Genomic DNA, 26,011 nt, shown 5'->3' on the forward strand with positions numbered 1-26,011 from the left:
CGATGGCGCGCTCGCTCCTCCCCGACGACATCGCCGCGCTCGCCGCCCGGGTCGTCGCCGAGAACGCGGCGGCGGGCCGCAAGGTCGCGACCGTGGAGAGCTGCACCGGCGGGCTGGTCGCCGGGGCGATCACCGAGATCGCCGGCTCCTCGGCGGTGCTCGAGCGCGGCTTCGTGACCTATTCGAACGAGGCCAAGATGGAGATGCTTGGCGTCGGCCGCGACATCATCGAGACCTTCGGCGCGGTCTCGATCGCCTGTGCCTGGGCGATGGCCAAGGGCGCGCTCGACCGCAGCCGGGCCGATGTCGCAGTGGCGATCAGCGGCGTCGCGGGCCCCGGCGGCGGCACCCCGAACAAGCCGGTCGGCACCGTCGTCTTTGCCCGCGTGGTCCGCGGCGAGACGGGCGAGCCCGAAGGCGAGCTCAAGTTCTTCGAGGGCGGCGAGGGCCCCGACGGCCGGGCCGAAATCCGGCGTCAGGCGACGCTCTGCGCGCTCGAGCTGCTGCTGCCGTAGAGCGCCGCGGCGCGGGTCTCGAAAGCCTCGACCATCTTGCGGAAGGCGCGGTCGAAATACTGGCCCGCGATTTTCTCGAAGATGCGGTTCTTGAAGGTGAAGTCGACGAGGAAGTCGATCTCGCAGGTATGATCGTCTACCCGCCGGAAGGTCCAGACATTGTCGAGGTCCGACAGCGGCCCGTCGACATAATGCACGTCGATCACCTCGGGCCGCCGCTTGGCGACGCGCGAGGTGAAGCTTTCGCGGATCGCCTTGAAGCCCACCATCATGTCCGCGACCATCTCGGTCTCGCTGTTCGAGCGCACGCGGGTGGCGATCACCCAGGGCAGGAACTCGGCATAGCGGCCGACGTCCGCGACCAGATCGAACATCTGCTCGGCGCTGTAGGGCAGGCGGCGGGTTTCGCGGATGCCGGGCACTAGGCGCTTGCCTTGGCCCCCGAGCGCGCGGCGTCGCGGGCGAGCTTCTCCTCGCGGGCGGCGCGCATCTTCGCGAAGTCGTCGCCGGCGTGGTAGCTCGACCGCGTCAGCGGGCTCGACGCGACCTGGAGGAAGCCCTTGGCCCGCGCGATCGCGCCATAGGCGGCGAAGGCCTTGGGGGTGACGAACTCCTCAACCTTCGCGTGCTTCGGGGTCGGCTGGAGGTATTGCCCCATGGTGATAAAATCGACCTCGGCCGAACGCATGTCGTCCATCACCTGGTGCACCTCGAGCCGCTGTTCGCCCAGCCCCAGCATGATCCCCGACTTGGTGAAGATCAGCGGGTTGTGCGCCTTCACCTCCTCGAGCAGGCGGAGCGAGGCGTAGTAGCGCGCGCCGGGGCGGATCGTGGGATAGAGCCGGGGCACGGTTTCGAGATTATGATTGTAGACGTCCGGCCCCGCCTCGCAGATCATCTCGACCGCGCGGCGCATCTTGCCGCGGAAATCAGGGGTGAGGATCTCGATGGTGGTGGCGGGCGTCGTGCGGCGCAGCGCCTCGATCACCTTGACGAACTGCGAGGCGCCGCCATCGGGCAGGTCGTCGCGGTCGACCGAGGTGATGACGATGTGCTCGAGCCCCATCTTCGCCGCGGCGATCGCGGTGTTCTCGGGCTCGAAGGGGTCGACCGCGCGCGGCATCCCGGTCTTGACGTTGCAGAAGGCGCAGGCGCGGGTGCAGACGTCGCCGAGGATCATCACCGTCGCGTGCTTCTTGGTCCAGCACTCGCCGATATTGGGGCAAGCCGCTTCCTCGCACACGGTGTGGAGGTTCAATTCGCGCATCAGTCGGCGGGTCTCGTTGTAGCCCTCGCTGACCGGCGCGCGCACGCGGATCCAGTCGGGCTTGCGCTGGCGGGCGGGCCGCTCTTCCGGTGCGGACGGCTGCGGCGTGCTGGCGAGGTCATTCATCAGGGCCATTTAGGCGCGTGGAAGCGCTCCCGCAAGCGTGGCCGGGTGCCAATCCTTGCAGCCGTCTTGCAGGTTCTGCATACTCGGCCGATGTCGGACACAACCCTCAGAAATATCGCGCTGCTCATCGACGCGGACAACACCCGCCCGGATGCGATCGACCCTGTGCTGACCGTCATGGCCGAGCTCGGCCAGGTCAATATTCGCCGCGCCTACGGAAACTTCGCGAAGGGCAATCTTGCAGGCTGGGACACGATCACCAACCGCTTCGGCATACGGCCGCACCAGCAGTTCGACCTCACCAAGGGCAAGAACGCGACCGACATGGCGATGACGATCGACGCCATCGACCTCCTCTATCAGGGCAAGGTCGACGGCTTCGGGATCATGACCTCGGACAGCGACTTCACCCCGCTCGTCACCCGGCTCAGGCAGGACGGCGTCATCGTCTACGGCTTCGGCGAGAAGAAGACGCCGGAGCCCTTCCGGGCGGTGTGCACGCGTTTCCTGTTCATCGACGAGCTGATTGCCAGCACCCTCGACGAGGCGCCGGCGGGCCCCAAGAATAAGGGGCCCACCGAGGACCTCAAGGAACTGATCCTCGCCGCCTACCGCGAGGCGAAGCGCGACGACGAGGGCTATGCGCTGCTCCAGCAGGTCGGACAGATCGCTGGCAACCGTTCGAGCTTCGACGTGCGCAACTACGGCTTCAAGCGCCTGTCCGACCTGTTCGCATCACTCGACAACTTCAAGGTCGAGCGGCGCGACGACAATCAGGTCTACGTCAAGCGGCTGCGCTGACCCGCGAAACGAAAGGAGCGCCGGACCTTGCGGCCCGGCGCTCCCCGAATTCGCGTCTGGCGAAGCCAGCTCAGCTGCCGGTCGCGGCACTCGTGCCTGCGCCAGCCGCCTGCTGCGCGGCATAGGCGCTCCACAGGCGGGCGACGGGGACGCGCGGCCCTTCGATCTTGGCGAAGGTCTCGCGCGCGGCGGCGGTGTTGCCGGTGCCGACCTGCGCGATGCCGAGGCGGGTGAGCACGAGGTTCTTGTCCGCACCGGGAAGACCCAGCGCCTTCTCGTAGAAGCCCGCAGCCTTGGCATATTCGCCGTAGCTCAGCAGCGCATCGGCCGCCGCCATCACGGTGCGCAGCTGCGCGCTAGCCGCGCTCGCGTCACGTTCGAGCACCGGCAGCGCAGTCTTGTCCTGCGCGATCAGGTTGGTGGCGAGCTTGTACTGCTCCTCGACCCAGCTGTCGCTGCCCTTAGGGATGACGCTCTTGGCATAGGCCTCGTCGATCACCTTCTTGACCTCGGCGGGCAGGCGGCGGGTGTCGGCGACCTCGACATAGGCGACGTAGTCGTTCTTGGCCGAGAGGGATTCGACCCGGTCGCCGAGGCGGAACAGGTCGAGCATCACCGGGCCCTCGAACTCGTTGAGGTTGCGCGTCAGATTGACCGCGTCGCGCCAGTTGGCCTCGGTGGGGTAGTCGGCGACCCAGCTTTCGACGAAGTCGTAGACCTGCGGCACGATCTCGCCCGAATAGGCGATCGAGACCCCGCGCTTGTACCAGCGCTCGTCGACCTTGAGACCGGCGGTCTTGCGCGCGGCGATCGCGTCGCTGAGATATTTCAGGCCCTCCTGGTCGCGGTCTTGCGAGAAGTAGAGCTCGGCCATGTTGAGCTGGAGATCGGCGGCGGTGAGCCCCTGGGCGCTGTAGTTGAGGTCGATCGCCTTCTGCAGGTAGCTCTGCGCCTTGTCGTACTGCTTGAGCGAGGAGGCCAGCTGCGAGGCGACGACGTTGTAGCGGCCGAGCTCGTCACCGGCGGGCTTGCCGCTGGCGAGCATCAGCTCGACGCCCTGGAACTGGAGCGCCGGGTCCTTGCCGGTGATGCCGGCGTTGAACATCATGGCGCCGAGCGCAAGCTTCTCGTCCGGCGAGGTCGCGAGCGGAACCAGCGCGAGGACCTGCGGCTTCAGTGCCGCGAGGTCGGCGCCGGGGGCCTTGAGCGCGGTGTCGACCGGCTGGTAGGCCTTGACGAAGGCCTCGGTATAGACCGGCTTGCCGGCCTCTTCCTTGTCGCCCTTCTTCTTCTTCTGGGCATAGGCCGCATCGGTGACACCCGGGACGGCGAGCAGCGCGGTGCCGCTAGCGAGCGCCACGGCAAGGGCGAGCTGGCGCGCGAGGGCAGCCGGACGACGGGGCGAAGACAGGTAGGTCAATGCATCCTCCACAAGTAGAGCAGCCGACGCGTCCCTTCCCGGAAAGCCGCGCTGCCCGAAATCCGCCAGAGCCTTTGAACGGCTCCGACGGGATTTGCAATTCCCGCTAGGCGCAGCGTGCTGAACGGGCTTTGAATGCCCGCGCCGCGCGCCTGTCGCCCATGCGGCGGGGAAATGTGGAAAAAGCGCGTCCCGTTCCCCTCCCGTTCTGCCCAAAAGGTGGCGAAACCTTCGGCAAGTGCCTAGATGGAAGCGACTTGCCGGCCCTGCTATGGCCCGGCCCGCCGCGCTCCCTTGCGCGCAGACACACACAGAAACGGTCCCGATCTTGAGCGACGACAGCGACATCCTCGATTCCCCGCCGGCCCCGATGGGCGGTTTCGACCGCATCGACATCGTCGACGAGATGAAGTCGAGCTACCTCGACTACGCGATGAGCGTGATCGTCGCGCGCGCGCTGCCCGACGTGCGCGACGGGTTGAAGCCGGTCCACCGCCGCATCCTCTTCGCGAGCCAGGAAGGCGGCTTCGTCGCCGGGCGGCCCTACCGCAAGAGTGCCAAGATCGTCGGCGACGTCATGGGCAACTACCACCCGCACGGCGACGCGGCGATCTACGACGCGCTCGCGCGCATGACCCAGCCGTGGTCGATGCGGGTGCCGCTGATCGACGGTCAGGGCAATTTCGGCTCGATGGACCCCGATCCGCCGGCCTCGATGCGCTACACCGAGGCGCGCCTGGCGCGGGTCGCGAACTCGCTGCTCGACGACCTCGACAAGGACACGGTCGACTTCACCGACAACTACGACGGCTCCCGCAAGGAGCCGACGGTGCTGCCGGCGCGCTTCCCCAACCTGCTGGTCAACGGCGCGGGCGGGATCGCGGTCGGCATGGCGACCAACGTGCCGCCGCACAATCTGGGCGAAGTGATCGATGGGTGCCTCGCCTACATCGAGAACCCGCACATCACCTCCGAAGAGCTGATCCGCTTCATCCCCGGCCCCGATTTCCCGACCGCGCCGCTGATCCTCGGCACGCACGGTGCGCGGATGGCCTACACCACGGGGCGCGGCTCGATCCTGATGCGCTGCCGCCACGAGGTCGAGCGCGGCCGGAACGAGCGCCAGTCGATCGTCTTCACTTCGATCCCCTACCAGGTCGGCAAGTCGAACCTCGTCGAGAAGATCGCCGAAGCCGCCAAGGACAAGCGCATCGAGGGCATCGCCGACATCCGCGACGAAAGCTCGCGCGAAGGCGTGCGCGTCGTCGTCGATCTCAAGCGCGACGCGACGCCCGAGGTCGTGCTCAACCAGATCTGGCGCCACACCCCGGCGCAGTCCTCCTTCCCGGCGAATATGCTGGCGATCCGCGGCGGCCGCCCCGAGGTGCTGACCCTGCGCGACATCGTGCAGAGCTTCATCGCCTTCCGCGAGGAGGTCATCACCCGGCGCACCAAGTTCGAATTGAACAAGGCGCGCGAGCGGGCCCACCTCTTGCTCGGCCTCGTGGTCGCGGTCTCGAACCTCGACGAGGTGGTGGCGATGATCCGCAGCGCCCGCAACCCGGCCGAGGCGCGCGCGCGGCTGCTCGCCAAGGAATGGCCGATCGGCGACATCGCGCAGTACATCCGCCTCGTCGAGGCGATCGAGCCCTCGGCGGACGAGCACGGCGGCACCTACCGCCTCTCCGAGCGGCAGGTGAAGGCGATCCTCGAACTGCGTCTCCACCGCCTCACCGCCCTCGGGCGCGACGAGATCGGCGACGAGCTCAAGGGTCTCGCCGCCGCGATCGAGGAATTCCTCGCAATCCTCGCCGACCGCGTGAAGCTTTACGGCGTGATGCGCGGCGAGCTCGAGGAAATTCGCGCCACCTACGCCACCCCGCGCCTCTCCGAAATCGCGCCCGCCTGGGACGGCCTCGAGGACGAGGACCTGATCGAGCGCGAGGAGATGGTCGTCACCGTCACCCACGGCGGCTACATCAAGCGCACCGCCCTCGACACCTTCCGCGCGCAGGCGCGCGGCGGCAAGGGCCGCTCGGGGATGGCGACCAAGGACGAGGACGCGGTCGTCGAATTGTTCGTCACCTCGACCCACAACCCGGTGCTGTTCTTCACCAACACGGGCCGCGTCTACCGCATGAAGGTGTGGAAGCTGCCCGAGGGCGGCCCCACGACCAAGGGCCGCCCGATGGTCAACCTCCTGCCGCTGGGCGAGGACGAGCGCGTCACCAACGTGTTGCCGCTCCCCGAGGACGAGGCCGCGTGGGCCGATCTCAACATCGTCTTCGCCACCGAACAGGGCATGGTGCGCCGCAACTCGATGGACGCCTTCACCAACATCCCTACCGCGGGCAAGTACGCGATGGGCTTCGTCGAAGGATCGGGCGACCGGCTGATCGGCGTTCAGCTCCTCACCGAGGACCAGGAGATCTTCCTCGCCAGCGATTCTGGCAAGGCGATCCGCTTCGCCGCCACCGACGCGCGCGAAACCAAGAGCCGCACCGGCATCGGGGTGCGCGGCATGAGCCTCAGGAAGGGCGGCAAGGTCGTCAGCATGGCGGTGCTCGCCCCCCTCACCGCCGACATGGAAACGCGCGAGGCCTACGTCCGCGCGGCCAAGTGGAAGAACAACGGCGCCGAGCCCGCGCTCCCCGCCGACCGGCAAGCCGCGATGGCCGAGGCCGAGGAGTTCATCCTCACCATCACCGCCAACGGCTACGGCAAGATCTCCTCGGCCTACGAATACCGCAAGACCGCGCGCGGCGGTCAGGGGATCACCAATATCGGCGCGCCCGAAAGCAACCCCGAGCGCAACGGCCCGGTGGTGGCGAGCTTCCCGGTGCGCCACGGCTCGCAGCTGATGCTGGTGACCGACCAGGCCAAGCTGATCCGCGTTGCGGTCGATTTCCGCCACTGCATCGAGGGCGGCTTCGAGAGCCTCAAGGGCTTCGCGATCTCCGGTCGCGGCTCGTCCGGGGTTCGCATCTTCGACGTGGCCAAGGGCGAACACATCGTCGGCGCGGCGCTGATCGACGAGACCGCCGAGCCCGAGAACCCCGCCGAGGAGGCCGTGGTCGCCGAAATGGTCGAACAGGGGTCGGAGTTTCCGCCGCTCGATAGCGGAAGCGACGCGGCGGCGACCTAGGCTTTGGCCCGGCAGACCGCCTCGAGGTTGACGCCGTCGGGGTCGAACACGAAGGCCGCGTAGTAGTCGGGGCCGTAGTGTTCGCGCAGCCCCGGCGCACCGTGATCGCGGCCGCCGGCGGCAAGCGCCGCCGCGTGGAAGGCATCGACCGCATCGCGGGTCGCGGCGGGGAGCGCGATGTGCGTGCCCTCGCCGACCTTCTCGTTGTCGCCGATCCAGAAGAAGGGCTCGCCCTCGCGCCCGTAGCCGAGCGCCGTCCCGCCGCTCTCGGTCTGGTCCGGGCCGAACTCCATCACGCGGGCCAGGCCGAGCGGCGCGAGCGCGGCGTCGTAGAAGGCACGGCTGCGGGCGATGTCGCTGACGGCGAACCCGATATGGTCGATCACGGGGCACCTCGTGGGTTCACCCGTGCGATCCTATCACGCCCGCCTACCGCCCGCGACGCCGCTCGCCGCAAGCCCGGTCCTACCTGACCGGCTGCTCGCCCCGCAGGCACTGCACGATGCCGGTCGCGATCATCAGCTGGCCGGCATAGTAGAGCGGCCAGATCAGGATCGTCGGCAGCGGCTCGAGGTCGAAGCTTCCCATCCGCGAGAAGATCAGCCAGTCGCTCAGCACGAACAGCACCGCCCCGGTGCCGACCCGGTAGCGCGGATAGTGGCTCATCCACGCCGCCGAGGCCATCGCGCCGAGGAAGGCGGCGTAGATCGCCACCTCCGGCTGACCGCTCAGGACATAGCTCACCAGCGGGGTGCCGATCAGCAGGCCTGCCCCCATCAGCTTCTGCGTCGGCGAGGGCCGCGGGTGGCGGTTCCTGAGATAGAGCACCACCGCGACCATGTGCGCGGCGGCGAAGCAGGCGCCGCCGGCGAGGACATCGAGCTCGATCGCGACATCGCCCGCCGCCGCCAGCACCAGCGCGCCGACCAGCAGGAAGCCGTCGCCCCGGTGCTTGCCGTGGGGGACGCGCAGCAGCACGTAGAGCGCGAGCAGCGCGACCCCCGCCCCCTTGAGGAGCAGGCCCCAGGTCCCCTCGCCCACCGGGTTGTCGCGCAGGAAGTAATAGGCGGTCGCCGCGGCGAGGCTCGCCAGCAGCCAGGGCCTCTTCTCGATCAGCGCGCGCTTCGGCATCGTCCCCTTCCCGTCTGCTCCGCCCTCAAGCGGGCTTGCAGGCGGGCTAACACGCAATTACGGGCCCCGCCATGAGCAGCCAAGCGACTTTGCACGATGTGCACATCATCGGCGGCGGCCTCGCCGGAAGCGAGGCGGCGTGGCAGCTCGCGCAGGCCGGAGCGAAGGTGCGCCTGTCGGAGATGCGCGGCTCGGGCGCGATGACCCCCGCGCACCAGACCGACGGGCTGGCGGAGCTGGTCTGCTCGAATTCCTTCCGCTCCGACGACGACACGAAGAACGCCGTCGGTCTGCTCCACCACGAGATGCGCGCGCTCGGCAGCCTCGTGATGCGCGCCGGCGAAGTCGCGCGCGTGCCCGCGGGAAGCGCGATGGCGGTCGACCGGGACGTATTCTCGGCCGAGGTCGAGAAGGCTCTTCGGGAGCACCCCAACGTCACCATCGTGCGCGAGCGGGTCGACACCCTGCCCGAGGCCGGCCTCACCATCGTCGCCACCGGGCCGCTGACGGCCGAGGCGCTGGCGGCCAGCATCGTGCGCGCCACGGGAAGCGAGCGGCTCGCCTTCTTCGACGCCATCGCGCCGATCGTCCACCGCGATTCGATCGACATGAGCAAGGTGTGGATCCAGTCGCGCTGGAACAAGCGGACCGAGGCCTCGAACGAGGGTGGGGACTACATCAACTGCCCCATGACCAAGGAGCAGTACCTCGCCTTCCACCGCGGCCTCATGGAGGGCGAGAAGACCGAATTCAGGGAGTGGGAGAAGGACACCCCCTATTTCGACGGCTGCATGCCGATCGAGGTCATGGCCGAGCGCGGGGTCGAGACACTGCGTTATGGCCCGATGAAGGGCGTGGGGCTCGACAACCCCTTCGACACCTCGCCGGAGTTCCCGCAGGGGCGCTGGCCCTATGCGGTGGTGCAGCTGCGGCAGGACAACAAGCTCGGCACGCTGTGGAACATGGTCGGCTTCCAGACCAAGCTCAAGTATGCCGCTCAGATCGAGCTGTTCCGCACCATCCCGGGGCTCGAGAACGCCGAGTTCGCGCGGCTGGGGGGCCTCCATCGCAACACCTTCCTCAATTCGCCTGAGGTGCTCGACCGCCAGTTGCGCCTCAAGGCCGCGCCGCATATCCGCTTTGCCGGCCAGGTGACGGGCTGCGAGGGCTATGTCGAGAGCGCCGCGATCGGGCTGGTCGCCGGGATGATGACGGCGGCGGAGCTGGCGGGCCGTGCGTGGCAGCCGCTCCCCGCGACGACAGCACTGGGCGCGCTGCTCAGCCACATCACCGGCGATGCCGAGGCCGAGACTTTCCAGCCCATGAACGTCAATTTCGGGCTCTTCCCGCCGCTCCACGAGGTTGGCAAAAAGGTGCGCAAGGAAGCCTATACGAGCCGCGCCAAGGCTGACCTTGCACGCTGGATCGCCAAGCGCCGCGAGGCGGTCGCCGCCTGAGCCCTCAGCACTTGCAGGCGGGCTTCTTCGCCGCGGGCTTGGGTGCGGTGGTCGCGAATTCGGCGCGGGTGAGGCGCCCGTCCTTGTCCTTGTCCGCGCCCTCGAAGCGGTCGACGGTGGTCACCGCCCATTCCTCGAAGGTGAGGAGGTTGTTGCCGTCCTTGTCGAGCTTGCGAAAGCCATCGGTGCGGGTGGCGAGCATCTCGTTCCGGGTGATCAGATTGTCGCGATTGCGGTCAAGGTGATCGAAGCGCTGCTGTTCGCGGCTGCGTTCGGTAAGTTCCGGGGGGAGCGGGCCCTTCTGGCTGCCCGGATCGGCGAGCGGGAGGTTCATCGGGTCGGGCCTGGGCGAGGCAGGCGCGGGCGGCGGGGCGCCCTGCTCGATCGCAGCGCGGCCCTGCCACCAGAACACCCCGATCCCGGCGAGGGCCAGCCCCCCGAGCACTCCCAGCACCGCCTGTCGCAAAGGTCTGCCCCCCTCTTTGCTCCCGATCCCGGTGGCCTGACTACACGCAATCAGGCGCGAAAGATAGCGGCCCGCAGGGCAGCGAGCGGCGCGCCGCGGCCCTCCATCAGCGGGCGCCCGCCGCGCGCGAGCGCGCGCCGCGCGAGGCCGGCGAGCACCGCGAGGCCGCGCAGGTCGGCCGGCAAGCGCCCTGCCCGCGCCCCCTCCGCAAGGCCGACGGCGACCAGCACGGCGCGCTCGCCCGGGTCGGACACCCCTGCGGCAGCATCGGCGAGCGCCCAGCACCGCCCCGCCGCGCCCAGGCGTTCACCAGTCGCGGCGTCATCACTAAACGCGGCGAAGAACGCACCCCGCCCGGCCGCGAAGGCGGCGGCCTCGTCGGGGCCGAGCCGCTCGGCGGTGACGAGCACCTCCCAGCCGTCGACCATCGCCGCCAGCGCCGCCTCGCGCCCGGCCCAGTGCACCCCCAGCCCGTCGAGCACGGCATCCCCGCGCGGGCGCTCCGCGACGGGCTTGCCGAGCGCCTCGCGCCACCAGGCGAGCCGCATCTGCCCGAGCATCGGCTCGGTGGTGCGCGCGACGATCCGCGCCAGGCGCCGATCGAGGTGAAGAGCCATGCTTAACGGCGCACGCACCCGCCCGCCGCTCCACGCCAGCGCGAGCTCGGCCTCGGGGGGCAGGATGTCGGCGGAGGCGTCGGTCACGGTGCAAGCGCCTAGCCAGACGCGCGACGGCTTTGCAAGCGGGCTGTCCCGTCCCGGGACGATGGGCCAGTTTGATGACCGGGGGGCGGCGTTAGGATCTTGCTAACCATGATCCTTGGCGATGCGCTTACCAGACCCGCTTAAGGCCGGACGGTGAATCCGGATCGTCCGTGCATGGCGCGCGGGCTTCAGGGGAAGGGCACCGAACCGATGGGGCGTGACAATCAGGCTGGCAGGTCGTTCCTCGGACGACTGCTGCACGACGTTACCGCCAACACCCTCGCGATCGCCGCGGCCTCGCTGATGCCGCTGCTGGCGATGGTCGGCGGCGGGATCGACGCGAGCCGCTACTACATGGCCGCCGCCCGCCTCCAGGCCGCCTGCGACGCCGGTGCGCTCGCCGGGCGCCAGGCGATGGGCTCGGGCAACACCTTCACCACGGCCAACCAGCAGGTCGCGCTCAACTTCTTCGACCAGAACTTCAACGACGGCATCTTCGGCACCACCGGCCGCACCCGCAGCTTCACGATGGACACCTCGCGCCGGGTCAACGGCACCGCGAGCGCGACGCTGCCGACCACCGTCATGGGCGCCTTCGGCTACACGCAGTTCTCGCTCCAGGCGACGTGCAGCGCGGAAGTGAACATCTCGAACTCGGACATCATGTTCGTGCTCGACGTCACCGGCTCGATGGCCGATTGCCCCGACGGGTCGAACTGCAACTCGGGCTCGGGCTCGAAGATCGTCGCGCTGCGCAGCGCGGTGATGAGCTTCTACGACACCGTGCAGGCCTCGACCTCGCCCGCCGCGCAGGTGCGCTACGGGGTCGTGCCCTATTCGCAGCAGGTCAATGTCGGCTTCTCGATCCCGCGCGCGCACCTCGCCAACACCCACAGCTACCAGTCGCGCGTCGCGCGCTACAACCCGGCGGCGCTGCCGGGCGGCAATATCGGCGACCCCTACACCTACAGCGATGCGACCGAGTGGCTGCCGCGCAACACCGCGAACTTCAACACCGGCGGCACAAACAACTACCGCTTCCGCACCGACGGCAGCGCCGGGACCACCGCGCAAAGCGTGTGCACCAACTATCCCGGCACATACACGGTCTCGGTCAACGGCCAGAACGAGACGTGGGAGGTCTTCGCGACGACCCAGTGGGTGCTCGACCAGTGGTCGGGCGGCAGCTCCGACAACCGCGCCGGCTGCCGCGCGCGGGTGCGCAAGACCCGGCCTGCGACCCAGACCGATATCACCCCGCAGTTCCGCGACTGGATGTATTGCCAGGTCACCACCGGCGCGACGAACCCCTGCAACGTCAACAACCCGTCGGGCAGCCCGTCCGGCTGGGAAGCGGTCGACCTCACCACGGTCTTCGCGAGTCCCTACACCGTCAACATGCCGATCGGCACCAACGGGGCGATGACCGCCGTCAGCTGGGCGGGCTGCATCGAGGAGCCCGACACCGTCCTCACCGACACCTACAACCCGCAGCCCGCGAACGCCTTCGACATCGACATCAACCTCGTGCCGACCACCGACGCACAGCGCTGGCACCCGGCTTTGCAGAACGCCGTCTGGGAACGGCGTGACGGCAGCAACGACCGCACCACCGCGGCCGTGACCGACGCCGACCGCACCGCGGGAGGCCAGTCGACCACCCAGTCGCGTCCCGGCTGGGCCTGCCCGCCCGCCGCGTTGAAGCTGCGCGAGATCGCGACCGGCAAGCCGTTCACCCGCACCGATCTCCAGAGCTACGTCGACGCGCTGGTCCCGGGCGGCAACACCTATCACGACATCGGGATGGTGTGGGGCGCCCGCTTCCTGTCGCCGCGCGGCATCTTCGCCAGCGAGAACGCGACCGCGCCCAACGGCGACCCGATCGCCCGCCACATCGTGTTCATGACCGACGGCGTGCAGGTCAACAACGTCGAGAACTATTCGACCCACGGCGTCGAGTGGTGGGACCGCCGCATCACCGGCAACGGGGACGGCACCCGCGAGTTCAACCGCCGCGCCGCGCGTCTCCAGGCGATCTGCCGCGCCGCTCAGGCCGAGAACATCACCGTCTGGGTGGTCGCCTTCGGGACGTCGCTGACCAGCAACCTCACGTCCTGCGCCTCGCCGGGCCGCGCCTTCCAGGCGAACGACAGCGCGACGCTCCAGGCCCGGTTCCAGGAAATCGCCCAGAAGATCGCGCAGCTGAGGCTCACCCAGTGATGCGGCGGCAGGCCTCCCTCAGGCCGCGCGCGCTGCGGCGCCTTGCGCGTAACCGCGACGGGGTGACGATCGTCGAGTTCGCGATGGTCGGCCCGGTGCTGGTCCTGATGATCATGGGCCTGTTCGACATGGCGCACACCCAGTACACCAGCTCGGTGCTGTTCGGCGCGATGCAGAAGGCGGGCCGCGACCTCACGCTCGAGAGCGGCTTCACCCGCCAGTCGACGATCGACGCCAAGGTGCAGGACCAGGTCGCCGCGGTGATGCCGCGCGGCGCGACGGTGACCTTCCAGAAGCTCTCGCACTTCGACTTCACCGATGTCGACAAGCCCGAGGACTACACCGACCAGAACAGCAACGGGCGCTGCGACAACAACGAGCCCTATGTCGACAGCAACGACAACAGCCGCTGGGACGCGGATCGCGGCAAGGACGGGATCGGCGGCGCGCGCGACGTGGTGGTCTACCAGGCGACCGTCACCTACCCGCGCATCTTCCCGCTGTTCACGATGATCGGGCTTTCGCAGAACGTCACGCTGACCGCCTCGACCACGCTGCGCAACCAGCCCTTCGACGAGCAGAACAAGCGCATCACGACTGTCAGGAACTGCACATGACGCGGATCACCGCCCATCGCCTGCGGCGCCTCACCCGCCGCTTCGGACGCGACACCTCGGGCCTTGCACTGGTCGAGTTCGCCTTCGCCGCGCCGCTGGTGCTGAGCATGGGGATGCTCGGCACCGACACCGCGCTGATGGTCATCACCCACATGCAGGTCAGCCAGGTTGCCTCGCAGGTCGCCGACAACGCCTCGCGGATCGGCGAGCAGGACGTGCTCACCGCGCGCAAGGTGTTCGAGAGCGACGTCAACGACACCTTCATCGGCGCCGAGAAGCTGGGCGAGAACATCCGCATCTTCCAGCAGGGCCGCGTGATCGTCTCGAGCCTGCAGCGCAATTCCTCGGGCGGGCAGTGGATCAAGTGGCAGCGCTGCCGCGGCGCCAAGGTGTTCAATTCGAGCTACGGCGTCGAGGGCGCCGGCGCGACCGGCACCTCCTTCGCCGGGATGGGCGAGCCCGGCCGGCTCATCACCGCCTCGGCGGGAACCGCGGTGATGTTCGTCGAGGTCGCCTACGACTTCGATTCGATCACCCCGCTCAACCTCTTCGACAACCAGGTGATCCGCTACACCGCCGCCTTCAACGTGCGCGACAACCGCGATCTCAACAGCCTCTACAACTCGACGCCGGCAGCACCCGTGGCGCGCTGCAACGTCTACTCGGCGAACCGCCCGTAAGGATCGGGCGACCCGCCGAGCGAGCCGTCACGACTTGTAGCAGACCTTGCGCGCCGCCTCGGCGATCCGCGCGGCATCGATCAGCGCGAGCTTCTCGAGGTTGGCGGCATAGGGCAGCGGCACGTCCTCGTTGCACACCCGCAGGACCGGCGCGTCGAGGTGGTCGAAGCCCTCCTCCATGCAGATCGCGATGATTTCCGAGGCGATCGAGCAGGTCGGCCAGCCCTCTTCGGCGACGATCAGCCGATTGGTCTTGGCGAGGCTCCTGAGGACGGTCTCCTTGTCGAGCGGGCGCAGGGTGCGAAGGTCGATCACCTCGGCATCGATGCCCTCTTCGGCGAGCTTCGTCGCCGCATCGAGCGCGAGGCCGACGCCGATCGAATAGCTGACGATGGTGACGTCGCTGCCCTCGCGCACCACCCGCGCCTTGCCGATGGGGAGCACGTAGTCCTCGACATCGGGCACGTCGAAGCTGCGCCCGTAGACAAGCTCGTTCTCGAGGAAGACCACCGGGTCCTCGGAGCGGATCGCGGCCTTCATCAGCCCCTTGGCATCGGCCGCGTCATAGGGCGCGATGACGATGAGGCCGGGGACGCTCGCATACCACGGCCCGTAGTTCTGCGAGTGCTGCGCGGCGACGCGGCTGGCGGCGCCGTTGGGGCCGCGGAACACGATCGGGCAGCGCATCTGGCCGCCGCTCATGTAATTGGTCTTGGCGGCCGAATTGATGATGTGGTCGATCGCCTGCATCGCGAAATTGAAGGTCATGAACTCGACGATGGGCCTGAGGCCGCCCATCGCCGCACCGGTGCCGATGCCGGCAAAGCCGTATTCGGTGATCGGCGTGTCGATCACGCGCTTGGGGCCGAACTCGGCGAGCAGGCCCTGCGTGACCTTGTAGGCGCCCTGGTACTCGGCGACTTCCTCGCCCATCACGAAGACGCGGCCGTCGCGGCGCATTTCCTCGGCCATTGCGTCGCGCAAGGCCTCGCGCACCGTGGTGCTGGTGAAGGTCGTGCCTTCGGGAAGCGCGGCGTCGTGCGCGGGCGCGGCCCTGGCCATGAGCGGCTCGGCGGCGGGCTGGGCGCTGTTCCCCTCGCCCTTCCCTTCCTCGCCGCGCGCGGCGACCTCGGGTTCGGCCGCGGGAGGCGCGGGCGCGGGCGCGGAGGCGGGCTCCTCCCCTTCCCCGGCGATCAGCGCGATCACCGCGCCGACCGCGACATCCTCGGTCCCGGCGGGCACGAGGATCTTCTCGAGCACGCCTTCATCGATGGCTTCGAATTCCATCGTCGCCTTGTCGGTCTCGATCTCGGCGATGATGTCGCCCGGCTCGATCCGGTCGCCTTCCTGCTTGAGCCACTTGGCGAGCGTGCCCTGCTCCATCGTCGGCGAAAGCGCCGGCATCTTGAGTTCGATCCCCATGGCTCAGTATTCCTCCACCAGAACGTCGGTGTAGAGTTCGCTTGGCTTAGGCTCGGGCGAGGTTTCGGCAAAATCGGCAGCGGCGGCGACCTCGGCGCGGATCGCCTTGTCGATGGCCTTGAGGTCGTCCTCGCTCTTGCCCGCCTCGATCAGCACCTTCTTGAGACCTTCGATCGGGTCGTGATGGTCGCGCTGCTCCTGCACCTCCTCGCGGGTGCGATACTTGGCCGGGTCGGACATCGAGTGGCCGCGGTAGCGGTAGGTGTTGCATTCCATCAGCACCGGGCCCTTGCCCGCGCGGACATGGGCGAAGGCGACTTCGGCGGCGGCGCGGACCTCGAGCACGTCCATGCCGTTGACCTCCATGCCGGGAATGCGGAAGGCGGTGCCGCGGCGGTAGAAGCGCGTCTCGGCCGAGGAGCGCTTGCTCGCCGTGCCCATCGCGTACTGGTTGTCCTCGACCACGAAGACGATGGGGAGGTTCCACAGGGCGGCCATGTTGAAGGTCTCGTAGACCTGCCCCTGGTTGGCCGCGCCGTCGCCGAAATAGGCGAGGCACAGCCCGCCGTCCTCGTTGTACTGGTGCGCGAGCGCCAGCCCGCCGCCCAGCGCCACCTGCGCGCCGACGATGCCGTGGCCGCCGTAGAACTTGTGCTCGGTCGAGAACATGTGCATCGACCCGCCCTTGCCCTTGGAGATCCCCGCCTCGCGCCCGGTCAGCTCGGCCATGATGACCTTGGGATCGATCCCGTAGGCGAGCATATGGCCGTGGTCGCGGTAGCCGGTGATGACGGAGTCGCGCTCGTTGTCGAGCGCCGACTGGAGCCCGATCGCGACCGCCTCCTGGCCGATGTAGAGGTGGCAGAAGCCGCCGATCAGGCCGAGGCCGTAGAGCTGGCCGGCCTTCTCCTCGAAGCGGCGGATCAGCAGCATCTGGCGGTAGAACTCGAGCATCTCGGCTTCGGAGGCGGCGTAGCGCTTGTTCGCCTCGAAGGCCTCCTGAAGCGAGTGCAGGATGAAATCGGCATCGTCGCTCGCGGCAACGGATGAGCTCGCCCCTGGAGGCGCTTTGGGCTTTCGGGCCAAGTCGGTTATCCCTCTCATTGGCGCGCTCACGGGGAGGAGAAGCGCGCGTCCAAGTCCTGTCTCTATAGTCAGGGGCATGAGGGTGACGCAACGGCAAGAGGTTGCAGAAACCGGAAGCCGCATACGAAATCAGGGCAATGCGAAAAGGCCTTGCGCCGAAATCAGGGCGTGGTGACGGGTTTCTCGTCCTCGTCGAGGGTGATGACCACCTCGTCCTCGCGCATCACGCCGAGGTGCTCGCGCACCAGCTGGCTGGCGAGATCGGGGTCGGCCGCCTCAGGATCGAGCAGCTTGACGCGGTTGCGCAGCCCGTCGCGCTCGTGGGTGAGCTTGGCGATCTCGGCTTGGCGCGCCTCGAGCGCGGCGGCGTTCTCGCTCCAGGCGAGGAGCCCGGTGGGGCCGGCGACCGCGAAGCCGGCGAGCAGCAGCAGCGCGGCGAGCGCCACCAGCCGCTTCAGCCTGCTGTCTGTCCCCGCCCTGCGCATGGTGCCTGCCAAAATCCCCGGATGCTGCGGGTGCACAGAATCACACTTGGCCCCGTGCTGCAAGAACAATGCGATGATATGCGTGGGAATCCCCCGCTCTCAATAGGAGCGCGGCAGCCCGAGGACGTGTTCGGCGAGGTAGGAAAGGATGAGGTTGGTCGAGATCGGCGCGACGGTGTAGAGCCGCGCCTCACGGAATTTGCGCTCGACATCGTATTCCTCGGCGAAACCGAAGCCGCCGAAGGTCTGGACGCACATGTCCGCCGCCGCCCAGCTCGCCTCGGAGGCGAGGAGCTTTGCCATGTTTGCCTCCTCCCCCGGGTTGCCGCCCTCGTCATAGACCCGCGCGGCGTGGTGGACCATCAGCTCGGCGGCGCGCATCTGGGCATAGGCGCGCGCGATCGGGAACTGCACGCCCTGGTTCTGGCCGATGGGCCGCGCGAAGACGCTCCGGTCCTTCGCGTAGCCGGTCGCCTTCGCGATGAACCACTTGGCGTCCCCGATGCACTCGGCGGCGATCAGGATGCGCTCGGCGTTCATGCCGGAGAGGATGTAGCGGAAGCCCTTCCCTTCCTCGCCGATCAGCGAGGAGGCGGGGATGCGCAGGTCGTCGAAGAACACCTCGCAGGAGGAGTGGTTCATCATCGTGCGGATCGGCTTCACGGTCATGCCGTTGCCGAGCGCTGCCTGCATGTCGACGAGGAAGATCGAGAGTCCCTCGGTCTTGCTCGCCGCCTCCTCGCGCGGGGTGGTGCGGGCGAGGAGGAGCATGAGGTCGGAATGCTCGGCGCGGCTGGTCCAGATCTTCTGGCCGTTGACGACGTATTCGTCGCCGTCCCGCACCGCGCGGGTCTTGAGGCTCAGGGTGTCGGTCCCGCTGGTCGGCTCCGAGACCCCGAAGGCCTGCAACCGCAGCTCCCCGCTCGCGATGCGCGGGAGGTAGGCCGCCTTCTGCTCCGGCGAACCATAGCGCAGCAGGGTGTTCATGATGTACATCTGCGCATGGGCCGAGGAGCCGTTGCAGCCCGAGGCCTGGATCTCCTCCATGATCACGCAGGCCGCCTCGAGGCTCAAGCCGCTGCCGCCGTGCTCGGCCGGGATCAGCGCGGCGAGAAAGCCCGCCTTGGTCAGCGCATCGACGAACTCGGCCGGGTATTCGCGGGCCGCATCCTTCGCCCGCCAGTATTCCCCCGGAAAGCCGTCGCACAGCGCGCGCACCGCGCGGCGGATTTCGGCGAGTTCCTCGGGTTCGTGGGCAGACGTCGGCACGGGCATCCTCCTGTTCGCGGCGGGGATTGCCCGCTCGCGGGGGCGAAGTCCACCTCACCAATTTGCCTGCTTTCGGACAAGACGCGGGCGCTGGCAATCGGGTTTCGATCTGCTACTCAACAGCACGGACACGGGAGAATCCTCATGCAGATCATCGCTCACGACCCCGCACGCTTCGCCGACCTGCCCGGCTACCCCTTCGCCGAGAACTGGCTGACCATCGACCTCGGCGAGGGGCTGTCGGCGCGGATGCACTACCTCGACGAGGGGCCGAAGGACGCCCCGCCGGTGCTGCTGTTCCACGGCGAGCCCTCGTGGTCCTACCTCTACCGCAGGATGATCCCGCTGCTGGTCGAGGCGGGCCTGCGCTGCCTCGCCCCCGACCTCATCGGCTTCGGCAAGAGCGACAAGCCGGACGATCAGGCCTTCTACACCTATGCCCGCCACGTCGACTGGCTGAAGCAGTGGCGCAACGCCGTGGTGCCTGAGATCGCGGGGCTGTTCTGCCAGGACTGGGGCGGGCTCCTCTCCTTGCGCATGGTCGGGCAGGAGCCCGAGCGCTTCGCTTTCGTCGTCGCCAGCAACACCTTCCTTCCGACCGGCGGCGGCCAGGCCTCGCCGGGGTTCCTCGCGTGGCGCGAGTTCGCGCGCTCCTCGCCCGATTTCAAGATCGGCGGGATCATGGACCGGGGCTGCCAGACGACGCTCTCTCCGCAAGAGATCGCCGCCTATGACGCGCCCTTCCCCGACGAGCCGAGCAAGGCCGGCGCCCGGGCCTTCCCACAGCTCGTCCCGGTCGAGGACGACAAGGACGGGGTCGCCGAGAACAAGGCGGCATGGGAGGGCCTCGCCGGTTTCGACAGGCCCTTCCTCACGCTGTTCGGCGAGGACGACCCGGTGCTCGGGTCCGCGGGGCCGCTGCTTGCGAAGCGCATCAAGGGTGCCGCGGGCCAGCCCCACGCGATGCTCCCGAAATGCGGGCACTTCAGCCAGGAGGATCACCCCGAGGCTCTCGCGCAAGGGGTGATCGACACGGCGCGGAAGGCCGGCTTCCTCGCTTGACCCCCACCGCGCCCGCCCCCGCCCCTGCCCTCGCCTACCTCACCCGCACGCAGGAGCGGGCGCTGGCGCTCACCATCGCGGTGGTGACCGCCAACGCCTATTACATCCACCCGATCATCGGCGACGTCGCGCGGGGCTTCGGGGTGGGCGAGGCGCAGATCGGGCTCGTGCCGGCGCTCAACCAGCTCGCGCTGGCGCTCGGCATCCTGCTGCTGCTGCCGCTCGGCGACTTCGCCTCGAACCGCAAGCTGTGCCTGATCTTCGTCGCCGCGCAGACCGCCTGCCTCGGGGGCATGGTGATCGCGCCGAACTTCGCGCTCTTCACCGCCGCCTCGACGCTGCTCGGCTTCGTCACCATCGCGCCCTACCTGATCCCGGCCTTCGCCTCGAAGCGGGTCGCGCCCGAGCGGCTGGGGCAGGTCACGGCACAGCTCACCGCGGCGGTGATCTTCGGCATCCTCGTGGCCCGCGTGGGCGCAGGGGTGGTCGCCGCGCGCACCGACTGGCACACGGTCTATGTCGGCGCCTTCGTGCTGATGCTGGCGGTGACGGCCTTCCTCCCCTTCGCCATGAAGAGCGAGGCCACCAGCCCCAAGCATCCGCCGGCGGGTTACGGCGCGCTGATCGCCTCGGTCTTCACCCTCGCCGCGAAGCACCCCGACATGCGGCTCTCGGCAGCGATGCAGGGATTGAATTTCGCGATCTTCACCGCGAGCTGGCTGGCGCTCTCGCTGCACCTCACCGGGCCCGAGATGGGCTACGGTACCGACGACGTGGGGCTGCTCGCCGCGATCACCGCGATCAGCGTCGTCACCACGCCGCGCATCGGGCGCTGGGCGGACCGGGTCGGCCCGCGCCGCGCGCGCATCGCGGCGGCCTGCGTGCAGTTCGCCGGCATCGCGCTCTACTACCCGCTGGGCTTCTCGATCTGGGCCGTGCTGGTGCCGCTGTTCCTCACCAACCTCGTCGGCCCGAGCATCGACGTGACCGGGCGCATGACGCTCTTCGCCCTCGCGCCGGATATCCGCACCCGGCTCACCACCAGCTACATCGTCATCATGTTCATCGGCGGCGCGATCGGCAGCGCGGCGGGCACGGCGGTGTTCGAGTGGGGCGGCTGGGGCGCGACCTGCGGGCTGCTGCTCGCCATGTCGAGCGCGGTCGTCGCGCTCGCCTTTCATGCCGAGCGGCGCTGGCGGCGCGCGCAGGAGGGATGATGGTGACCCCGGCGCGATTCGAACGCGCGGCCCTCAGATTAGGAATCTGATGCTCTATCCTGCTGAGCTACGGGGTCCCGGGGCGCTTCATAGCAGCCGGGGCCTACCTTTCAATTGCGTTTGTCCGGCGGCGCGACCGGGAAGGGCAGCGGGGCGACCGGCACGCCCTCCTCGATCAGCGCCTTCGCCTCGGCGAGGCTCGCCTGCCCGTGGATCGGGGCCTCGTCGCGCTCGCCATAGTGCATCCTGCGGGTTTCCTCGGCGAACCTGTCGCCGACCCAGGTGCTGTTCTTGAGGACCTCGGCCTGCACCTTGGCGAGCTGGCGAAGCGCCTTCTGGACCTCGGGCGCCATGGGCGTGTTCGCCATCGGCTGCGTGGCCGGGGCCGGGAGCACCTCCTGCCGCTGGTTGCCCTTGGCGGGCACCGCGGGGGCCATCGGCGCCTTGCTCACCTCGCCCGATCCGCAGGAGGGGCAGGCGAGAAGCCCGCGCGCGCGCTGGTCCTCGAAGTCGGCGGAGGAGCCGAACCACCCTTCGAAGCGGTGTCCGTCGGTGCAGGCAAGGTCGTAGACGATCATGGCGGGTCAGGATTTGGCGATTTCGCGGCGGTTGGCAAGGGAGGGCACCTGCGCGCGCACCTCGGCGATGCGGGCGAGGTCGATGTCGCAGAAGCCGAGCCCCGCCGCCTCGCCGCCCATGTCGAGCAGGACCTCGCCCCAGGGATCGACGACGAGGCTGTGGCCATAGGTCTCGCGTCCGTCCTCGTGGCGGCCCACCTGCGCGGCGGCGATGACGAAGGCCGAGGCCTCGATCGCGCGGGCGCGCAGCATCACGTGCCAATGCGCCGCGCCGGTGGGCTTGGTGAAGGCGGCGGGGAGCGCGATCGCATCGCAGCGCCGGTCGCCCAATGCACCGAACAGCGCGGGGAACCTCAGGTCGTAGCACACGGCGAGGCCGAGCCGCCCGAGCGGGGTGCCCTCCACCGTCACCACCTCGCGGCCCGGTTCGTAGGCATTGCTTTCGCGCCAGCTCTCGCCGCTCGCGAGATCGACGTCGAACATGTGGATCTTGTCGTAGGTGACCGGATCCACGGCTCCCTCGCCATGCCGGCTGAAATACATCGAGCGGTTCGCCCACTTGCCGCCCGCGCTGCGCACCGCCTGCGAGCCGAGCGCGATGTCGATCCCGAAGTCGCCGGCGTGATTGAAGAGCCTTTCGGTAACCTCGCCCGGTCCGCCGCTCTCGATCCACCCGCGCGCCCGCTCGCGGTCGCGGTCGAGCAGGATCGACATCTCGGGCGTGAACAGCACCTCGGCACCCTTCGCCGCAGCCTCCTCCGCCGCCTCCTCGATGGCGAAGAGATTGGCCTCGGGATCGATCCCCGAGGTCATCTGGAGCAGCGCGATCCTCGGCATCAGCCCGCCAGAAGCACGTCGAGCTTGCCCGCGCGTTCGAGCGCCGCGAGGTCGTCCGAGCCGCCCACGTGGACGTCGCCAATGAAGATCTGCGGCACCGTCATCGCGCCCGGCGCGCGGGCGAGCATCTCGTCGCGGCCCGGGCCTCCCATGGTGATGTCGTGCTCGGTGAAGACCGCGCCCTTGTCGGTCAGCAGGCGCTTGGCGCGCACGCAGAAGGGGCAGGCGAACTTGGTGTAGATGTCGATCTTCGGGGCAGCCATCGTGACCTCTTGAAAGCGTGTCTCGCCGAACCAGATAGGGCGGGTCGCCGCGTTTCGCCAGTCCCGGGAGACGCGGGGGCGCCAAGGCGGGTGCTGCATCCGGCAGGCCCGCGTCACGTTGCATCGCTCATCAGAGGATTTGCACCTATGTCCCGTTTCGATTTCACCCCCTACCGCCGCTCCACCGTGGGCTTCGACCGCCTGTTCGACCTGCTCGAGAACCAGGCGCGGCTCAATGCGGGCGACAACTACCCCCCCTTCAACATCTCGCGCCGCGGTGAGGACAACTACCGCATCACCCTCGCCGTCGCCGGCTTCCGCCCGGCCGATATCGACATCACCGCGCAGCAGAACCTGCTCGTCGTGCAGGGCAAGAAGCGCGAGGAGAGCGAGGACGGCGCCGAGCTGATCCATGTCGGCATCGCCAACCGCGGCTTCGAGCGCCGCTTCGAACTCGCCGATTTCGTGCGGGTCGAGCGCGCGGACCTCGCCGACGGCCTCCTCGTCATCGACCTCGTGCGCGAGGTGCCCGACGCGATGAAGCCCCGCAAGATCGCGATCGGCGGAACCGCGACGCTCACCGCGGTGCCCTCGGGCGAGAGCGACGCGGCCTGAGGCCGGGCGCCAAGCGGAAAGCCGAGAAATGAAATGGGGGCGGGCCTTGCGGTCCGCCCCCGCGACTTGCGTCGCCTCGCATGGTCCTGTCCGTCCGGGTCGCAGAAGACGTACAAGACCAGGCAAGCTCGTGGATCGCGGGCAGGAGGCGGGTGATGCGGCCCGCGCGTCCCCTTGTCCGGGACGGCGAACCCATGGCCCCCTGAAGCCTCACGAAACGTGAAAAGCTGCCCTCCGTCTAATGCGGAATGACGACGGCGCGCAAGGCCTATCTGCAAGCCCTGCGAGCCTCGCAGCGGGACTGATGCTTGCGAAACAAGGGCTTGCAACATTTAGCGAAATCACCCTGCCGGTGCTTCGCGGCGCCGTCCCGGAGCGGGACAGCGGCGACGGCTTATCCCCTGCCAAATATGACAGGAAGGTGTCAGACGAGTCGCGACTGCTCGAGCGCCGCGGCGATGAAGCCGGCGAACAGCGGGTGCGGATCGAAGGGCCGCGACTTCAATTCGGGGTGGAACTGCACGCCGACGAACCACGGGTGGTCGGGCCGCTCGACAATCTCGGGGAGCAGCCCGTCGGGGCTCATGCCGGAGAAGATCAGGCCCTGCTTCTCGAGCGGCTCGATGAAGGCGCTGTTGACCTCGTAGCGGTGGCGATGGCGCTCGGAGATCAGCTCCGCCCCGCCGTAGATGCGCGAGGTGTGGCTGTTGGGACTGAGCTTCGCCGGATAGGCGCCGAGCCGCATCGTGCCGCCCAGGTCCCCGCCCTCGGCGCGGCTCTGGAGCCCTTCCGCGCTCATCCACTCGGTGATGATGCCGACCACCGGCGTGTCGGTGGGGCCGAACTCGGTCGAGGAGGCGTGCGCGAAGCCCGCCGCGCGCGCGCCCTCGATGCAGGCCATCTGCATCCCGAGGCAGATGCCGAAGAACGGCACGCCGCGGGTGCGGGCGAAGCGCACGCTCGCGATCTTGCCCTCGCTGCCGCGCTCGCCGAAGCCGCCGGGGACGAGGATGCCGTGCATCGGCTCCAATGCGGCGATGATCTCGCTGTCGTCGTCGCCCTCGAAGATCTCGGCGTCGATCCACTTGATGTTGACCTTGACCCGGTTGGCGAGCCCGCCGTGGATCAGCGCCTCGTTGAGGCTCTTGTAGGCGTCCTGCAAGCCGACATACTTGCCGACGACCGCGATCGTGACCTCGCCCTCGGGGTTGAAGTGGCGGTCGGTGACATCCTCCCACGCGGAGAGATCGGGCGCGGGCGCGTCGGTGATGCCGAAGGCGCGCAGCACCTCGCGGTCGAGGCCCTCGGCGTGGTATTGCTGCGGCACCGAGTAGATCGAGGGCGCGTCCAATGCCGGGATCACCGCCTCGGCGCGCACGTTGCAGAACTGCGCGATCTTGCGGCGGTCGCTCTCGGGTATGGGGTGCTCGGCGCGGCACAGCAGGATGTCGGGCTTGATCCCGAGCGCGGCAAGCTCGCGCACCGAGTGCTGGGTCGGCTTGGTCTTCAGCTCGCCCGCCGCCTTGATGTAGGGCACCAGCGTGACGTGGACGCTGACCGTCTGGAACGGCTCGAGCTCGTTCCGGAGCTGGCGGATCGCCTCCATGAAGGGCAGCGATTCGATGTCGCCCACCGTCCCGCCGATCTCGCACAGGATGAAGTCGTGGTCGTCCTGGTCGGCGAGCGCGAAGGCCTTGATCGCGTCGGTGACGTGCGGGATCACCTGCACCGTCGCGCCGAGATAGTCGCCCCGCCGCTCGCGGGCGATGATGTCGCGGTAGATGCGGCCCGAGGTGATGTTGTCGCTCTGGCGCGAGGAGACCCCGGTGAAGCGCTCGTAATGCCCGAGGTCGAGGTCGGTCTCCGCCCCGTCGTCGGTGACGTAGACCTCGCCGTGCTGGTAGGGGCTCATCGTGCCCGGATCGACGTTGAGGTAGGGGTCGAACTTGCGGATGCGGACCTTGTAGCCGCGCGCCTGGAGCAGCGCCGCGAGCGATGCCGCCATGAGACCTTTGCCGAGCGAGGAGACCACGCCGCCGGTGATGAAAATGTACCGCGCCATGGGATTCGGGCCTTAAGCAAACAAGAGGATTCGGGGCAAGCGGATTGCAGCCGCACGCGCGGCGCCATCCACAGCGGTGTGGCCGGGAGAAGCGAGGGAGCGGTAAGGCGCTCCCTCGGGACGCTTACTGCGCGGGCGCCGGAGCGGGAGCCTCGGCAGGCGCGGCCGCGCCGCTCGGGGCCGGGGCCGGATCGGCGAGCAGGTCGGGCGCGGCGGCGGGCACGTTGCGGTCGAGCGTGCTCGTCACCCCGCCGACCCGGCTCTCGCGCACCGCGAGCGCGGCGAGGATGATCGAGAGCGTCACGAAGGCGATCGCCAGCCACTTGGTCGAGCGGCTCAGGAAGTCCGCTGCCCCCCGCGCGCCGAAGGCACCGCCCGGACTCGAGCCGATGCCGAGCCCGCCGCCTTCGGAGCGTTGCATCAGCACCACGCCGACCAGCGCGGCGGCCACGAGGGCCTGGATCACGGTGAGGAACAGGAAAACGGACATGAAGTGCTCTCGCGGCTGGGCGCGTCACGACACGCCCGGTGATTGTTGCGCGCCATGTAGGGCCGCAATCCCCTCC

At 68.7% G+C, this 26,011-nt stretch carries 26 protein-coding genes and 1 tRNA gene; 10 read left to right on the top strand and 17 right to left on the bottom strand.

Going from position 1 to position 26,011, the window contains the following annotated elements:
* Positions 1–2 precede the first annotated feature (2 nt).
* On the top strand, positions 3–515 hold the full coding sequence (locus ACLBKU_RS09450) for a CinA family protein (protein ID WP_410179301.1): 513 nt from the start codon (positions 3–5) through the stop codon (positions 513–515).
* On the opposite strand, the gene ACLBKU_RS09455 is transcribed toward ACLBKU_RS09450, so the two are convergent.
* Together ACLBKU_RS09455 and lipA are read right to left on the bottom strand one after the other, a co-directional pair.
* A complete protein-coding gene (locus ACLBKU_RS09455) occupies positions 476–937 on the bottom strand; it encodes a type II toxin-antitoxin system RatA family toxin (protein ID WP_410179302.1) in 462 nt (153 codons plus the stop codon). The two genes, ACLBKU_RS09450 and ACLBKU_RS09455, sit on opposite strands and share 40 nt — an antisense overlap.
* Positions 937–1,908: a lipoyl synthase gene (gene lipA, locus ACLBKU_RS09460; protein ID WP_410179303.1), complete on the bottom strand. Its 972-nt coding sequence runs from the start codon at positions 1,906–1,908 to the stop codon at positions 937–939. The genes ACLBKU_RS09455 and lipA overlap by 1 nt, the downstream gene beginning before the upstream one ends.
* Positions 1,909–1,998: 90 nt before the next feature.
* Here lipA and ACLBKU_RS09465 point away from each other — a divergent pair, with 90 nt between their 5' ends.
* The gene (locus ACLBKU_RS09465) at positions 1,999–2,709 is read left to right on the top strand and encodes an NYN domain-containing protein (protein ID WP_410179304.1); all 711 of its coding nucleotides are present in this window, start codon (positions 1,999–2,001) and stop codon (positions 2,707–2,709) included.
* A 70-nt stretch (positions 2,710–2,779) separates the two neighbouring features.
* Here the strand turns inward: ACLBKU_RS09465 and ACLBKU_RS09470 are convergent, their stop codons facing one another.
* Positions 2,780–4,129, bottom strand: a complete 1,350-nt coding sequence (locus ACLBKU_RS09470) for a hypothetical protein (protein WP_410179305.1) — start codon at positions 4,127–4,129, stop codon at positions 2,780–2,782.
* Between the two features lie 328 nt (positions 4,130–4,457).
* Here ACLBKU_RS09470 and gyrA point away from each other — a divergent pair, with 328 nt between their 5' ends.
* Positions 4,458–7,274 carry a DNA gyrase subunit A gene (gene gyrA / locus ACLBKU_RS09475; protein ID WP_410179306.1) on the top strand — a complete coding sequence of 939 codons (2,817 nt, stop codon included), beginning with the start codon at positions 4,458–4,460 and terminating at the stop codon, positions 7,272–7,274.
* On the opposite strand, the gene ACLBKU_RS09480 is transcribed toward gyrA, so the two are convergent.
* Both ACLBKU_RS09480 and ACLBKU_RS09485 read right to left on the bottom strand, forming a co-directional pair.
* Complete coding sequence (locus tag ACLBKU_RS09480) at positions 7,271–7,660, bottom strand: VOC family protein (RefSeq protein WP_410179307.1); 390 nt, start codon at positions 7,658–7,660, stop codon at positions 7,271–7,273. The two genes, gyrA and ACLBKU_RS09480, sit on opposite strands and share 4 nt — an antisense overlap.
* Positions 7,661–7,739: 79 nt before the next feature.
* Positions 7,740–8,405, bottom strand: a complete 666-nt coding sequence (locus ACLBKU_RS09485) for a lysoplasmalogenase family protein (RefSeq protein WP_410179308.1) — start codon at positions 8,403–8,405, stop codon at positions 7,740–7,742.
* A 71-nt stretch (positions 8,406–8,476) separates the two neighbouring features.
* On the opposite strand from ACLBKU_RS09485, the gene trmFO reads away from it, so the two are divergent.
* The gene (trmFO, locus tag ACLBKU_RS09490; protein WP_410179309.1) at positions 8,477–9,862 is read left to right on the top strand and encodes a methylenetetrahydrofolate--tRNA-(uracil(54)-C(5))-methyltransferase (FADH(2)-oxidizing) TrmFO; all 1,386 of its coding nucleotides are present in this window, start codon (positions 8,477–8,479) and stop codon (positions 9,860–9,862) included.
* Positions 9,863–9,866: 4 nt separating this feature from the next.
* Here the strand turns inward: trmFO and ACLBKU_RS09495 are convergent, their stop codons facing one another.
* Together ACLBKU_RS09495 and ACLBKU_RS09500 are read right to left on the bottom strand one after the other, a co-directional pair.
* On the bottom strand, positions 9,867–10,307 hold the full coding sequence (locus ACLBKU_RS09495; protein ID WP_410179310.1) for a hypothetical protein: 441 nt from the start codon (positions 10,305–10,307) through the stop codon (positions 9,867–9,869).
* A gap of 71 nt (positions 10,308–10,378) precedes the next feature.
* Complete coding sequence (locus ACLBKU_RS09500) at positions 10,379–11,032, bottom strand: hypothetical protein (protein WP_410179311.1); 654 nt, start codon at positions 11,030–11,032, stop codon at positions 10,379–10,381.
* A gap of 210 nt (positions 11,033–11,242) precedes the next feature.
* Here ACLBKU_RS09500 and ACLBKU_RS09505 point away from each other — a divergent pair, with 210 nt between their 5' ends.
* From ACLBKU_RS09505 to ACLBKU_RS09515, 3 genes are read left to right on the top strand one after another with little or no spacing between them, the layout of a single operon-like run.
* Positions 11,243–13,252, top strand: a complete 2,010-nt coding sequence (locus tag ACLBKU_RS09505; protein ID WP_410179312.1) for a pilus assembly protein TadG-related protein — start codon at positions 11,243–11,245, stop codon at positions 13,250–13,252.
* Positions 13,252–13,869 (top strand): TadE/TadG family type IV pilus assembly protein, encoded by a 618-nt coding sequence (locus ACLBKU_RS09510; protein WP_410179313.1) that lies wholly within the window; start codon positions 13,252–13,254, stop codon positions 13,867–13,869. The genes ACLBKU_RS09505 and ACLBKU_RS09510 overlap by 1 nt, the downstream gene beginning before the upstream one ends.
* Positions 13,866–14,549, top strand: a complete 684-nt coding sequence (locus tag ACLBKU_RS09515) for a TadE/TadG family type IV pilus assembly protein (RefSeq protein WP_410179314.1) — start codon at positions 13,866–13,868, stop codon at positions 14,547–14,549. The genes ACLBKU_RS09510 and ACLBKU_RS09515 overlap by 4 nt, the downstream gene beginning before the upstream one ends.
* Before the next feature lie 27 nt (positions 14,550–14,576).
* On the opposite strand, the gene ACLBKU_RS09520 is transcribed toward ACLBKU_RS09515, so the two are convergent.
* From ACLBKU_RS09520 to ACLBKU_RS09535, 4 genes are all read right to left on the bottom strand, one after another.
* Entirely contained in the window at positions 14,577–15,971 is a 1,395-nt protein-coding gene (locus tag ACLBKU_RS09520) for a pyruvate dehydrogenase complex E1 component subunit beta (protein WP_410179315.1), read from the bottom strand.
* 3 nt (positions 15,972–15,974) lie between these two features.
* Complete coding sequence (pdhA, locus tag ACLBKU_RS09525; protein WP_410179316.1) at positions 15,975–17,057, bottom strand: pyruvate dehydrogenase (acetyl-transferring) E1 component subunit alpha; 1,083 nt, start codon at positions 17,055–17,057, stop codon at positions 15,975–15,977.
* Positions 17,058–17,218: 161 nt separating this feature from the next.
* Positions 17,219–17,542, bottom strand: a complete 324-nt coding sequence (locus tag ACLBKU_RS09530) for an FtsB family cell division protein (protein ID WP_410179317.1) — start codon at positions 17,540–17,542, stop codon at positions 17,219–17,221.
* 99 nt (positions 17,543–17,641) lie between these two features.
* Positions 17,642–18,811 carry an acyl-CoA dehydrogenase family protein gene (locus tag ACLBKU_RS09535; protein ID WP_410179318.1) on the bottom strand — a complete coding sequence of 390 codons (1,170 nt, stop codon included), beginning with the start codon at positions 18,809–18,811 and terminating at the stop codon, positions 17,642–17,644.
* Positions 18,812–18,955: 144 nt separating this feature from the next.
* Between ACLBKU_RS09535 and ACLBKU_RS09540 the strand changes: the two genes are divergently transcribed.
* Positions 18,956–19,873 (top strand): haloalkane dehalogenase, encoded by a 918-nt coding sequence (locus tag ACLBKU_RS09540; protein WP_410179319.1) that lies wholly within the window; start codon positions 18,956–18,958, stop codon positions 19,871–19,873.
* Positions 19,870–21,090 carry an MFS transporter gene (locus tag ACLBKU_RS09545; protein ID WP_410179320.1) on the top strand — a complete coding sequence of 407 codons (1,221 nt, stop codon included), beginning with the start codon at positions 19,870–19,872 and terminating at the stop codon, positions 21,088–21,090. The genes ACLBKU_RS09540 and ACLBKU_RS09545 overlap by 4 nt, the downstream gene beginning before the upstream one ends.
* Here the strand turns inward: ACLBKU_RS09545 and ACLBKU_RS09550 are convergent.
* The 4 genes from ACLBKU_RS09550 to grxC all read right to left on the bottom strand — a co-directional run bounded on the left by ACLBKU_RS09550 (position 21,091) and on the right by grxC (position 22,768).
* A tRNA-Arg gene (locus ACLBKU_RS09550) sits at positions 21,091–21,167 on the bottom strand.
* Between the two features lie 33 nt (positions 21,168–21,200).
* A complete protein-coding gene (locus tag ACLBKU_RS09555; protein WP_410179321.1) occupies positions 21,201–21,668 on the bottom strand; it encodes a DUF1178 family protein in 468 nt (155 codons plus the stop codon).
* Positions 21,669–21,674: 6 nt separating this feature from the next.
* Positions 21,675–22,505 (bottom strand): carbon-nitrogen hydrolase family protein, encoded by an 831-nt coding sequence (locus ACLBKU_RS09560; protein WP_410179322.1) that lies wholly within the window; start codon positions 22,503–22,505, stop codon positions 21,675–21,677.
* Complete coding sequence (gene grxC / locus ACLBKU_RS09565; protein ID WP_410179323.1) at positions 22,505–22,768, bottom strand: glutaredoxin 3; 264 nt, start codon at positions 22,766–22,768, stop codon at positions 22,505–22,507. Before grxC ends, ACLBKU_RS09560 begins: the two co-directional genes overlap by 1 nt.
* 147 nt (positions 22,769–22,915) lie before the next feature.
* Between grxC and ACLBKU_RS09570 the strand changes: the two genes are divergently transcribed.
* Positions 22,916–23,383, top strand: a complete 468-nt coding sequence (locus ACLBKU_RS09570; protein ID WP_410179324.1) for an Hsp20 family protein — start codon at positions 22,916–22,918, stop codon at positions 23,381–23,383.
* Between the two features lie 424 nt (positions 23,384–23,807).
* Here the strand turns inward: ACLBKU_RS09570 and ACLBKU_RS09575 are convergent, their stop codons facing one another.
* Positions 23,808–25,445, bottom strand: a complete 1,638-nt coding sequence (locus ACLBKU_RS09575; protein ID WP_410179325.1) for a CTP synthase — start codon at positions 25,443–25,445, stop codon at positions 23,808–23,810.
* Between the two features lie 124 nt (positions 25,446–25,569).
* Positions 25,570–25,935: a preprotein translocase subunit SecG gene (gene secG / locus ACLBKU_RS09580; protein ID WP_410179326.1), complete on the bottom strand. Its 366-nt coding sequence runs from the start codon at positions 25,933–25,935 to the stop codon at positions 25,570–25,572.
* Between the last annotated feature and the right edge of the window lie 76 nt (positions 25,936–26,011).

The sequence above is a fragment of the Erythrobacter sp. NE805 genome, assembly GCF_046452355.1.
In the GTDB taxonomy this organism is placed as follows: domain Bacteria; phylum Pseudomonadota; class Alphaproteobacteria; order Sphingomonadales; family Sphingomonadaceae; genus Erythrobacter.